This is a genomic window from Luteimonas sp. RIT-PG2_3 (assembly GCF_054902115.1).
Map to the genome: position 1 here is coordinate 131418 of NZ_JBUBPF010000003.1, position 12805 is coordinate 144222.

The 12805-nt window shown below is 65.0% G+C and carries 9 protein-coding genes and 2 tRNA genes; all 11 read right to left on the minus strand.

Features of this window, described 5'->3' with window-relative positions:
• Positions 1 to 469: 469 nt before the first annotated feature.
• On the minus strand, positions 470 to 2446 hold the full coding sequence (locus ACYX7E_RS05520) for a right-handed parallel beta-helix repeat-containing protein (RefSeq protein ID WP_462079572.1): 1977 nt from the start codon (positions 2444 to 2446) through the stop codon (positions 470 to 472).
• 24 nt (positions 2447 to 2470) lie between these two features.
• A complete protein-coding gene (locus ACYX7E_RS05525) occupies positions 2471 to 2725 on the minus strand; it encodes a hypothetical protein (RefSeq protein ID WP_462079573.1) in 255 nt (84 codons plus the stop codon).
• A gap of 381 nt (positions 2726 to 3106) precedes the next feature.
• Positions 3107 to 3183, minus strand: a tRNA-Arg gene (locus tag ACYX7E_RS05530).
• Positions 3184 to 3283: 100 nt separating this feature from the next.
• A tRNA-Ser gene (locus ACYX7E_RS05535) sits at positions 3284 to 3376 on the minus strand.
• An 81-nt stretch (positions 3377 to 3457) separates the two neighbouring features.
• Positions 3458 to 3661, minus strand: coding sequence for a carbon storage regulator CsrA (gene csrA, locus ACYX7E_RS05540; protein ID WP_462079574.1), 204 nt, complete (start codon positions 3659 to 3661; stop codon positions 3458 to 3460).
• A 145-nt stretch (positions 3662 to 3806) separates the two neighbouring features.
• A complete protein-coding gene (gene alaS, locus ACYX7E_RS05545; RefSeq protein WP_462079575.1) occupies positions 3807 to 6452 on the minus strand; it encodes an alanine--tRNA ligase in 2646 nt (881 codons plus the stop codon).
• A gap of 106 nt (positions 6453 to 6558) precedes the next feature.
• Positions 6559 to 7101 (minus strand): regulatory protein RecX, encoded by a 543-nt coding sequence (locus ACYX7E_RS05550; protein WP_462079576.1) that lies wholly within the window; start codon positions 7099 to 7101, stop codon positions 6559 to 6561.
• Between the two features lie 253 nt (positions 7102 to 7354).
• On the minus strand, positions 7355 to 8398 hold the full coding sequence (gene recA / locus ACYX7E_RS05555; protein WP_462079577.1) for a recombinase RecA: 1044 nt from the start codon (positions 8396 to 8398) through the stop codon (positions 7355 to 7357).
• Between the two features lie 154 nt (positions 8399 to 8552).
• Positions 8553 to 9209, minus strand: a complete 657-nt coding sequence (gene lexA / locus ACYX7E_RS05560) for a transcriptional repressor LexA (protein ID WP_462079578.1) — start codon at positions 9207 to 9209, stop codon at positions 8553 to 8555.
• A 95-nt stretch (positions 9210 to 9304) separates the two neighbouring features.
• Positions 9305 to 9823, minus strand: coding sequence for a CinA family protein (locus ACYX7E_RS05565; RefSeq protein ID WP_462079579.1), 519 nt, complete (start codon positions 9821 to 9823; stop codon positions 9305 to 9307).
• Between the two features lie 148 nt (positions 9824 to 9971).
• Positions 9972 to 12626 (minus strand): TonB-dependent receptor, encoded by a 2655-nt coding sequence (locus ACYX7E_RS05570; protein ID WP_462079580.1) that lies wholly within the window; start codon positions 12624 to 12626, stop codon positions 9972 to 9974.
• Positions 12627 to 12805 lie beyond the last annotated feature (179 nt).

Sequence of the window (12805 nt, forward strand, 5' to 3'; positions counted from 1 at the left end):
CGCCGCCGCGGGCCATCCAAGGCCCGCTCTCCGCAATCCCCGGCCGAGGCGACGCACTGATGGCGGAGGGGCCGATGTCTTCGGAGCTGGAGGCGTCGTGCGCTGAAGACCAACCGACGCCGCATTCCTGACGCTCGCGGCAGTGGCGGGTCGGGCGGAGGTTGCGCCAAGCACGCCATGGATGGCGTGCGCCAGAGTCAGGGCAGGATGCCCTGACCGAGGGAAGAGCAACCGCAGCCCGACGCGTCGCTGCAGATCCAGCATCGGCGATCCGGCTTTCGCATTTCCTCTCTTCCAAGCGAAGCAAAGCAGACACTTTGTCGGCTTCGGAGGCAGCATCGCCCCGTCCGGGAATTACTCCTCGGCTCGGTCAGCCCGAGTCACAATGAACCAGCATCCGGAATCCGGCAGAGAACAAAAAAGCCGCGCCCTCGCGGGACGCGGCCTCCTGGTCAACGGCGGATGACGCTCAGTCGAGCAGTTGCGTCCGCAGATGATTCGCCCAGACCTTCAACCGCAACCATGCCAGCGTCAACGGTGCGGTAACGCGGACGTTGGACGACGATGTCGCCGCCGGCGTCGCTGCCACCGCACTGGCCGTATTGCCGGTCGCTGCAGTCGTGCTGGACGCCACTGCGACCGGCACCGAGGCGGCGGTCGTCGGCAGGCTGTTGGCGGTGGCCGCCGTGGTCGCCACCAGCGGCTGCGAACCGGTGCGACGCACTGTCACCGCGGAGGTGGTGCCCTGGTACTCGTCCGCACCGAGATCGTAGGGAACGACCCGGGCCTGCTTGTCGATGTCGTCGGACACCTGTGCCACGGTCGTGCCGGCATTGATCGCCGGACTGTTGGCTGGCAATCGCCCGGTAGCCGTGACCGTATAGGCCGCCAGCTTGCTGTTGCCGTCGGCGTTCATCGCCGTGCGCCATTGCGCCAATGTGCCGCCGGAAGAGATCGCGCTGCCCGGGCGTCCGTCACGGAAGGTGCAACCGGTATTGAGGTAACCGTTCCAGTCGCTGTTGATCGAACCGCTGAGTCCCGACAGGCCGCCCAGCTCGCTGCTGTAGCGGATGTCGATACAGCGACCACTGCCCTGCAGTACCAGGTTATTGACCAGCCTGGGATTGATGTTGGCAGGGCGACCGGCGTTCGCTACCCAGTCCTGGAACGTCACGCCCAGGTAGATCGCGGCATGGCCCTTCTGCGCGGCGTTGATGATCGTGTTGTTGGCGACGATCGAATCGCGCGAGGCGTACAGGCCGATGCCCGCATAGCCGGTGTTGCGCACCACGTTGTTGCGCACGATGCCGCGGACCGCCTCGTAGTACTGCGGATTGACAGCCAGGTCGAAGAACTCGGGGCTGGTATCGAAGCCAACCAGGATGCCGGCATCGCCGGTGTTCTCGATCCGGTTACGCTGGATCACGACGTCCGCTGCACCACCCTTGAAATACAGGCCAGTGGTCGCGGTGTCGTGGATGTAACTGTCCTCGACCAGCATGCCCGAGCCGTTGACATTATCGATGCCGTCGGCGTTCTTGCTTTCGCTGGGGGTCCCGGCCGGATAGGCGGCGCCAGTGTTGTAGATCTCGACGCGACGAACGGTGACGCGGTTCGACTTCGGGGTGATCTTGATGCCATCACGACCGGTATCGTGGATCAGCAGATCCTCGAGCAAGATGTCGGACGCACCGGTTGCCGAGGCAGGACCGCCCTGCTCCCAGTTGGTCCGCATCATCACGCCGTAATACTGGCCGCCACTGATCTCAAGATTCGACACCTTGCTGCCGGACGCCGCGGGATCGATCACCACGGTGGAACTGTCGGCCGTCGTCACAGGGCAGCTGATATGCGCACGTTCGCCAGTGTACGAGCGCAGCGTCAGCGGCACGCGCAACCTGACCTCGCACTCGACATAGGTGTTGTTGCCGGCAGGTCCACGCACGGTGATGATGTCGCCCGAACGCGCCGCCGATATTCCGCGTTTGATGGTCTTGTAGGGACTGGCCAGCGAGCCGTTGCCGGTCGAGTCGTTGCCGGTATTGGACACAAACCATTCGGCAGCAGCAGCCTGTCCTGCGACAAGACCGAGGGACAGGGCTGCGATCGAAAGTGCGAGCGGCCTGGGCGAAAGACGGGGCATGGCAAAGCGGGCAAAGCGCATCAAAAACTCCCAAATGGAGAGAATGCCGCAGCGCCCCTGTTTCGCCGCTCGATCGGTGAAGCCGTCCAGAATCACTTGCAAGCTACCCTTGCTTCGAAGCCAAGGTCGCTTCAACCAAGCAATATCGCTTGAAAGCGCAGTGATTCTGTCCAACTCGACCAGCGGCGAATCTGACACATCAAGGCTTAACCGCCAATGCATGAGCCCGGTGTCACGGCGATCGCGGCCCGCAACCGCGAACGGGGCCGGCAAAATATGTGACGCATATCGCATTTGCGCCATGCGCGTCTGTGTTGGATAAGCGCGTTATCGGCCGGCGTTCCGCTCGGCGACCATCACCAGATGCTTCAGGCAAGCGTTCAGCGCCCACGAACTGGGGCCGCCGTTGTCGGCCATGCCCGCATCGACAGCCATCCAGCAGGCGGTGGTCCCGCATGTGGAAACAGGCAGGAATCCACGGACAAAACGGGCCAACGGGATGACGTGGATTCCCGGATCGCCTGCCCGATCGACGGCAGAACGATCATCAACGGCACTGTCATCGAACGTTCGGTCACGCATGCGAGCCGCGCTTGATTGACATGCTGATCGAAGAAGGGATTGCGGGTGCTTTCGACGATGACGTCGACATGCAGCCGTGTGTGCGAGCGCAGGCATGGCTGCGTTCGGCGATACCATCGATGCCGCCATCCAAAACGCGTCCTGTGGATCGTGGTCTTCAGGGACGCAATGCCTGCAAGTCATGCGCGACTTGCCCATGCGCGCAACCACGTCTGCCTGCATCAAATCGGCACACACCGCGTGATTCGGCGTGACGTCAGCCGCAAGGGCATCTGCACGCAATGCATCCGTCGGAATGCACCGAATGCATCTAAGGAATGCATCGCCCAGAAAGCAAAAAGGCCAGACAGTGGACTGTCCGGCCTGATGGCTTGTCTCTAGTGGTGCGCCCGGAAGGATTCGAACCTCCGACCCCCAAGTTCGTAGCCTGGTGCTCTATCCAGCTGAGCTACGGGCGCACTGAGAAGCGAAATTATGACGAAACCAGATTCACTTCGTCAATCCATTTTTCCAATCATTCAAAACAAATTTCTGCAGATCGGGATGGACAAACGAAACTGGCGGAGAGTGAGGGATTCGAACCCTCGATGGAGCTTTTGACCCCATACTCCCTTAGCAGGGGAGCCCCTTCGGCCTCTCGGGCAACTCTCCGGGTTTCGATCATCTGCCCCGGGACTGGCGTCCCGAAACAGGGTGCAAAGGATACCGGGTCATGTCGACGGCGGCAAACTTTTAGTCGTTCGCGTCTTCGCCGGCGCCAGGATCGGCACCCTCGCCACGGCGGATACGCTGGTAGATCTCTTCGCGATGAACGGCAACGTCTTTTGGCGCGGTAATGCCGATGCGAACCTGATTACCCTTGACGCCCAGCACCGTCACGGTGACCGAGTCGCCAATCATCAAGGTTTCACCGACCCGCCGGGTCAATATCAACATCACAATCTCCGTAGGCCCAGGGCCTTGCCCAGCAGTTTGGCGCATCGTAAGGATGCGCTCGCAGCCCGCCAGAGTTCACAAACGTGAAGCATGCTTTGGTTGAACGAGATGGTCAACACACTAAAACCATTCTCAGACCACCAAATCAATGCATTTGTTCAGCCACCCAAGCCTGTACTTCCGACAGTGCCTGGACCAGCTGCGGGCCATCCGGGCCTCCGCCTTGCGCCATGTCAGGCCGGCCGCCGCCCTTTCCGCCAATGCGCGCCGCGACATGCCCGAGCAGATCGCCTGCCCGTACCCGTCCCGCCGCTGCACCTGAAACACCTGCGATCAGGGTCGCCTTGCCGTCAACCACACCGGCCAGCACGACCACCACATCGCCCAATTGCTGCTTGAACCTGTCCACGGCGTCGCGCAATGCCTTGGAATCAAGGCCTTCGATCCGCGCCGCCAATACCTTGATACCCGCCACGTCCACCGCCGTCGACGCTAGGTCGGCGGTGGCGCCGCTGGCCGCCTTGGCCTTCAGGGCGTCGAGCTCCCGCTCGAGCCGCCGTTGGCGGTCCAGCAGGCCGCGCAACTTGTCGCCGACCTCGGCCGAGGTCCCGCCGAGCAGGCCGGCCATCTGTTGCAGCTGGCGCTGGTCGCTGGCGACATGGTCGAGGGCGCCCTGTCCGGTCACTGCTTCGATGCGGCGAACGCCGGCGGAAACACCGCCCTCGGACACCAGCTTGAACAGTCCGATCCGGCCGGTGTCGGCGACATGGGTGCCGCCGCACAGCTCGACCGAATCGCCCATCTTGACTACGCGCACGCGCTCGCCGTACTTCTCGCCGAACAGGGCGATGGCGCCAAAATCCAGCGCCTCCTGCATCGCCATCTCGCGGATCTGCACCGGATGGTTGGCGCGCACTTCAGTATTGACCAGCCGCTCGATCTCGGCGAGCTCTTCCGCACTGACCGGCTGGAAATGCGAGAAATCGAAGCGCAGGCGATCGGGCGCGACCAGCGAGCCCTTCTGCGCAACGTGGGTGCCCAACAGCCCCCGCAACGCGCCATGCAGCAAGTGGGTCGCACTATGGTTCAGCACAGTCGCCGCCCGGCGCTCGCCGGCCACGGCACCCAACAGGTGGTCGCCCACCGCCAGCGCGCCGGTTTCAAGCGTACCGACATGGCCGCTGAACTGGCCTGCGAGCTTCTGGGTGTCGGAGACGCGGAAACGCAAGCCCTGGGCATCAAGTTCGCCGGTGTCGCCGACCTGCCCGCCGGACTCGGCGTAGAACGGGGTCCGGTCCAGGATCACGATGGCGTCGTCGCCTGCCTGGATGTGCTCGACCGGGCGCCCATCGCGCAGCAGCGCGACGACCTGGAGGCCGCCGGCCTGCAGGTTGTCGTAGCCCAGGAAAACAGTCGGCGACAGCTGGGCGACCAGGTCGGCTGGCAGCGTGACGCCGCCGCCGAACTTGCCGGCCCTGCGCGCGGTGTCGCGCTGCCGGTTCATGGCGACTTCGAAGCCCGCGGTATCGACGGCCAGACCTCGCTCGCGGGCGATGTCCTGGGTCAGGTCGAGCGGGAAGCCATAGGTATCAAAGAGGCGGAACGCATCTTCGCCCGGGATCGCGTCGCCACTGCGGGCCACGACGTCGTTGAAGATCCGCATGCCGGCATCGAGGGTCTCGGCAAAGCGCTCCTCTTCGGCCAGCAGGGCGCGCTCGACAAGATCGCGCTTGGCCGTCAGCTCCGGGTAGGCCTGGCCCATCACCTCGTCCAGCGTACCGACCAGCTTGTGGAAAAACGGCGTGCGCACCCCGAGCATCCAGCCATGGCGCAGCGCCCGGCGGATGATCCGGCGCAGCACGTAGCCGCGACCTTCATTCGACGGCAACACCCCGTCCACGATCAGGAATGCGCAGGCCCGGATGTGATCGGCGATGACCCGCAGGGACTTGTGCTCGACGTCCGCGGTGGCCGTCAGTTCGGCGGCCTTGTGGATCAGGCGCTGGAACAGGTCGATCTCGTAATTGCTGTGCACGTGCTGCAGCACGGCCACCAGGCGCTCCAGACCCATGCCGGTGTCCACGCAGGGCGCCGGCAACGGCACCAGGGTGCCGTCGGGCTGGCGGTCGAACTGCATGAACACCAGGTTCCAGATCTCGATGAAGCGATCGCCGTCCTCGTCGGGCGAACCCGGCGGGCCGCCGGCGATGTGCTCGCCGTGGTCGTAAAAGATTTCGGTGCAGGGGCCGCAGGGACCGGTATCGGCCATCTGCCAGAAATTGTCGGACGCGAACGGCGCCCCCTTGTTGTCGCCGATGCGGACGATGCGCTCGGCGGGAATACCGATGACCTCGTTCCACAGCGCATAGGCCTCGTCATCGGTGTGGTAGACGGTGACCAGCAGGCGCTCGGCCGGAAGCTTCCAGACCTCGGTCAGCAGCTCCCACGCCCAGGCGATGGCATCCTTCTTGAAGTAGTCGCCGAACGACCAGTTGCCCAGCATCTCGAAGAAGGTGTGGTGCCGGGCGGTGTAACCCACCGCATCCAGGTCGTTGTGCTTGCCACCGGCACGCAGGCAGCGCTGGACGTCGGCCGCGCGCACGTAGCTGCGCTTCTCGGCGCCCAGGAAGACGTCCTTGAACTGGACCATGCCCGAATTGGTGAACAGCAGGGTAGGGTCGTTGCCCGGCACCAGCGGTGCGGACGGAACGATGGTATGGCCCTTGCCACTGAAAAATTCGAGGAAATCGCTGCGGATCTTCGCAGTGCTGTAGGTTGATTGCGTGGTCATTGGCTGGCAAATGCGGGCAGGCGGTACCGTCTCACCTGGTCCGCATCTGCGGCGACAAGGAAAGCGGACAGCCCTGAGACCGCCAAGAGTAGCAAAAGCGGCCGCCTCAGTCGTCGAATCCGGCCTCCGCACCCGCCAGCGCGGCCCGAATGCAATCGCCGTCGAAGCCGCGACGCATCAGCAGCTCGACCGCCTTGCGCCGTCGAGCCGGTTCCATGTCGGTCGGACTGGCTGCGTCCGGGAAGCGCCGGAGCACCAGATCGCGGGCCACCTGTCGCCAGTCCCCTTCGAACTCGTCCAGCGCCCGGGCCACCTGTTCCCGGTCCAGGCCGTGGGTCTGCAGCTCGGCCTTCAGATGCAGCGGTCCGTAGCCGGTGCCGGCCCGGCTGCGGACCAGCGAGCCGGCAAACCGCGCATCGTCCTGCCAGCCGGCGTCGGCCAGCTTGTCGACCGCCTGCTCGACCCCCAGCGGGTCCAGCCCGCGAGAGGTCAGCTTGCGGGTCAGTTCCTTGCGCGAATGCTCGCGTCGCGTCAGCAGGCCAAGGGCCCGCTGGACCGGGGTCAGTTCCGGACGTTTGCGGCGCCCGCGCGAGGCAGTTGGCCCGGCAGGAGCATCTGGGGCCTCAAGGGCCTCGGTGTCGTCATGCAACTCTGGGCCGGCAGCAGGTCCGGCAAAGGCGCCAGCGCCTGGATCAGGATCGGCCTCGGCAGCGAGGACAGGCCGGGGCATGACGCCATGATCGTCGCCATCGGGCAGCCTTGCGCTGCCATGGCCGTCCGCTGCGGCGCCCGATTCCGGGACAGAGGCCGTGGACAGCCTGTCCGCAGCCTCCGCCGAGCCGGCAAGGCCCCTCCGCGATCCGGACCTCGCCGGAGGGAAGGACCCGCTTGCCATCGAGCGCTTACTCTTCGTCACCGCCGCCAGCAGCCGCATTCTCTTCGCGCGGCGCTTCCGCAGGCTTGAACTTCTCGCGCAGCTCGGACTCGAGCCTGACCGCGACCTGCGGATTCTCGCGCAGATAGTTGCGGGCGTTTTCCTTGCCCTGGCCGATCCGCTCATCGCCGTAGCTGTACCAGGCGCCGGCCTTGTCGACCAGCTTGGCCTCCACGCCCATGTCGATCAGTTCGCCTTCGCGACTGATGCCTTCGCCGTACAGGATCTCGGTGATGACCTGCTTGAACGGAGGTGCCATCTTGTTCTTGACGACTTTGATGCGGGTCTGGTTGCCGATGATCTCGTCGCCCTTCTTGATCGCACCGATGCGGCGGATATCCAGGCGCACCGAGGCGTAGAACTTCAGCGCGTTGCCGCCGGTGGTCACTTCCGGGCTCTGGCCCGGCATCATCACGCCGATCTTCATGCGCAGCTGGTTGATGAAGATCACCATGCAGTTGCTGCGCTTGATGTTGCCGGTCAGCTTGCGCAGTGCCTGGCTCATCAGTCGGGCCTGCAGGCCGGGCAACTGGTCGCCCATCTCGCCTTCGATTTCGGCGCGCGGCGTCAGCGCGGCGACCGAGTCGACGACGACCATGTCGACGGCATTCGAGCGCACCAGCATGTCGGCGATTTCCAGCGCCTGCTCACCGGTATCGGGCTGCGACACCAGCAGGTCGTCCATGTTGACACCCAGCTTCTGCGCATAGCCCGGATCGAGCGCGTGCTCGGCGTCGATGAAGGCCGCAGTGCCGCCAGCCTTCTGGCATTCGGCGATCGTCTGCAGCGTCAGCGTGGTCTTGCCGGAGGATTCCGGGCCGTAGATCTCGACCACCCGCCCCTTGGGCAGGCCGCCGATTCCCAGCGCGATATCCAGCATCAGCGAGCCGGTGCCGATGACCTCGGCCGGCTCGACATTGCCGTCACCCATGCGCATCACCGACCCCTTGCCGAACTGCTTCTCGATCTGGGTCAGTGCCGCCGAAAGTGCGCGCTTCTTGTTCTCGTCCATTGTCATGTCCTGGTGGGTTCGTTCTGGGAATGGCTGCATCCTCGCAGCCGCCGGTCGCAAGGGCTGCGACCGCCCTGCGTGGCATTCAAATTAATGGGATCTGCAGGCCCTGGGCAGCAGACGACAACGCCCTGCCCGGTCAGGAAACCCCGCATCAGCGGTTCGGCCTGACCAGGCCGCAATACAGGCCTTCGATCGCGAAATCCTGGTCCGGCAGCACTTCGATCGGCGCGTAGTCGGGATTGCGCGGCAGCAGCCGGATCCGGTCCTTGCCGATCTTCAGCAGCTTGACAGTGATTGCATCCTCGATCCGGGCGACGACGATCTGGCCGGAGCGCGCGTCATTGGTCCGGTGCACGCCGATCAGGTCGCCCTCGAAGATGCCCTCGTCGCGCATCGAGTCGCCCTTGACCTTCAACAGGTAGTCCGGCGACGGCGAGAAGAACACGCGATCGAGCACCACATAGTCGTCGCTGGACGACATGCCGTCGTGGGCGCCGGAGCCGATCGGCATACCAGCCGCGACCTGTCCCAGCACCGGCAGGCGCAACACATCGTCGTTGGCGCCCTCGAGCGCGAGCGTGCGCTGCGGCGGCTGCGGTGCATGCAGGATGCGGATGCCGCGGGCGCGTCCGGGCACCCGCTCGATCGCACCAGCGGCCTCCAGGGCCTCCAGGTGATGCTGGGCCGCGCGGATCCCCTTGAACCCGAAGGCCCGGGCAATCTCGGTCTGGGAAGGAGGAACGCCCTCGGCTTCAATCCGTTCGGCGATCAACTCGAGGATGCTGCGCTGGGTGTCGGTCAGGTTCATGGTTAGTAGTAATACTACTAACGTTTGCGGAATTCAACCGGTTTGTTCGAGCAGGACCAGCCGCCCGCCTCCGGCCGACCCGCCTCCGCCGCCCGTCAGTCCAGCAACGGTTCCAGCCCGCGCAACGCGGCCGCCACGGTCTGCCGGCGCACGGCATCGCGGTCGCCGTCGAACTGGAACAGCTGCGCACGCGCATAACCGCCGCGACGCTTCCAGCCGATCCAGACGGTACCGACCGGCTTGTCCTCGCTGCCGCCGCCGGGCCCGGCGATCCCGGTCACCGCCACCGCGACGCTGGCGCCGGAATTGACCAGGGCGCCCGAGACCATCTCGATCACCGTCTCGCGGCTGACCGCGCCATAGGTTTCCAGGGTCTGCGGGCGTACGCCGAGCAGCGCCTGCTTGGCCTCGTAGCTGTAGACGACCATGCCGCAGTCGAACCATTCCGACGAACCGGCGATGTCGGTCATGGTCTTGGCGATCCAGCCACCGCTGCAGCTTTCCGCGGTCACCAGCATCTGCCGCGCCGCGCGCAGGCGCTCGCCTGCATGTTCGGCCAGCCGACCAAGGGTGTCGTCGTCGGGTGGGGCCTGGTCCGTTGGAGTCGAGGGCATCGTCGTCAGCACTGCGGGGAGCCGCTGTTGTAACCGATCCGTCGTCGCCGACCAAGGACACGGGCAGAAAAAAGCCCGCGCATCCATGAGACGCGCGGGCCGCAGGTCCGGTTGCACCGGACCGTCAATCGATCAGCCGGTGATGCCGTCAGTAGCGCACGCGCAGGGTCGCACCGTACATCCGGGGTGCGCCGAGAAACGCATTGAACGTGTTCAGCGGGTTGCCCGGATCCGGGAACAGCGCCTGCAGCGGACCATCGAAACCGACCTGCACGTAGTTGGTATCGGTGATGTTGGTCCCCCACAGCTCGACCATCCAGCGCTTGTCGCTGGAACCGAATCCGATCCTCGCGTTGACCACGGTGTACGAGTCCTGGTGCTTCTCGACGTCGAGGTCCGAGCCGGTGTTGTAGTCGCCCATGTACTTGGCACCGATGTTGAAGCGGCCGATCAGCTTGTTCGAGAAGTCCCACTCGTAGGTGGCCGAAAGCGAACCCGACCATTCCGGCGCGAACGGCATCGTCGCGCCGGGCAGCTTGTACAACGCGCCCGACGTGCTCAGCGGCGTGCGCTGGACGAAGTCGCCACCCGGGATGTCGTTGCCGAACTTGGTGTCGGCATACATGAAGCCGCCCTGCAGCATCAGACCGGAGACCTGCCGCGGCTGCCACAGGATCTCGGCATCGAGGCCCGACGAGGTGACCTTCGGGATCGAGCGCACGACGAAGCTGGTGCCGAGGAAGCTGTTGAGCTGGAAGTCCTCGTACTCCTGGTGGAACAGCGTGGCGTTCAGCAGCAGCGTGCCATCGGCCCACGTGGTCTTGGCGCCCAGCTCATAGCTGTCGACGAACTCGCCGACGAACGAGGTGTCCGCGACCGGGGTGATGCCGGCGCCGCTGGCCGAGTTGCCATCCGCCGACTGCACGCGGTCGAGGTTGAAGCCGCCGCCCTTGTAGCCGCGCGCCGCGGAGGCATAGGTCATGACGTTCTCGTTCCAGCGGTACGCCGCCTTCAACGTGCCGGACCATTCCTTGTCTTCGATCTCCTGGAAGGTGTTGCGCCCGTTGTGCAGCGCGTTCGCCCACGGCAGGCACATGTAGCCGGCGATCGTCGGTCCGGCCGAGGCCATGATCGCGTTCTGGGCCGCTGCGGGCAGGCTCGCGAACACCGAGCTGCGCGAGGCCAGCGCCGAACGCAGGTTGGCATAGCGGTTGGGATTGGCCGGATTCTGGTCGGTCAGCGCACCGGTGCAGCCCAGGCTGCCGTTGGGGTTGCTGTAGGCGGACGTGAGTTCCTTCTTCTCGCTGGTGTAGCGCAGGCCCACGGTGATGTCGAGCGCATCGGTCGCATGCCAGGTATTGTTGGTGAACAACGCCATGCTCTTGGCGTCCTGCTGGTAGCGATCCAGCGCGCCCAGCCCGCTGAAGCCGGTGCCGTACGGACGGCCGCCGACCTGCGACAGGAACGCCGCCGGCGGCAGGTTCAGCGGATTGTTGAGCGGCACGCCGGAAGCGGCCAGGCTTTGTCCGACCAGCTGGTACACCAGCGTCGACACGTACGGCTCGTAGGCGTTGCCGACGCGATAGGTCTCGTTGCGCTTGAGGTCTTCGTCGGAATAGAACATGCCGACCATCCAGTCCACGCGATCGGTCGAGCCGGTCAGGCGGAACTCCTGGCTCAGCGTCTTGAAGCCGGTGAAGGACTCGTCCTTGTTGGCACTGCGATAGAGGATGTCGGCGGTGCTGAAGTCGTAGTCGAGGCCGTTGATCGCCTGCCAGTCGCGCGAGGCGCTGATCGAGGTCAGCGTCGCGCCGCCGAACCACGGCGTTTCCCAGTTGACCTCGGCCGAAACGCCCTTCTCCTTGATGTCCTGGGTGGTCGGCCGGTTGCTGTAGGCCACGCGATCGAAGGGATCGTCGGTCGGAGCGGCCACGCCCTTGCCGCCGGCCAGCGCGTTGATCAGCGGCGCAGTGCCGCCGACCGTGGTCTGCACGGCGGTGCAGCAGTTCTCTTCGCGGCTGGTGTAGTCGCCGGCGAACAGGATCTCGAGCGTGTCGCTGGGTTCGAACAGCAGCTTGCCGCGGAAAGTGTGGAAGTTCTGGTCGTAGTCTTCGGTCTCATCGCGTGGACCGGCGCCGGTGCGCACGTCCATCCAGCCGTCGCGCTTGCGCTTGGCCGCGTAGACGCTGAAGGCGGCGCGGTCGTTGAAGGCATCGTTGTAGCTGCCGGCCACGCCCATCGCGCCATAGTTGCCGACCGAGACTTCGGCCTCGGCGCTCTGCGTATAGCTGGGCTTGCGGGTGATGACGTTGATGACGCCGGCCGAGGTGTTCTTGCCGAACACCGTGCCCTGCGGGCCCTTCAGGACTTCGATGCGCTCGATCTGGCCGAGATCGCCGAAGCCGACGCTGTTACGCGGGCGGTAGACGCCATCGATGACCACGCCGACCGACGACTCCAGGCCGACGTTGTCGCCGACCGTGCCGATGCCGCGCAGGCGCGCGGTGGTGATCGCTTCGTTCTGGGTGCTGGTGACGGTCAGGCCGGGCACCAGGATCTGCATGTCCTTGATATCGCGCACGCCAGTGTCCTGGATCAGCTGCTCATCGAGCGCGGTGATCGAGATCGGGACGTCCTGCGCGGCTTCTTCGCGCTTCTGCGCGGTGACCGTCATGGTCGCCAGGGTCTTGGGCTGGTCCTCGCCGGCCGTGCTCTGCGCGTGGACGACGGGGATCGAAGTGGAAACGAGCGCTGTGAACAAAGCGGTCGCAAGAAGCGTGCGTTGCGGATGGCCTGACGCCATGGTGTCCCCCTAGCCAGAATGTGGTGATGATCGGATGCATGACATGACACCCGCGACCGCGAAGGTCACTGCGTCGTGTCCGAGGAACCGCGTGGATCCGTGTGGGGGGACTGATCCTTCGCGCCCGCACTTCCGTGATCGGGCAACGGAAACCTAACATACTTCCGAACGGATACGTA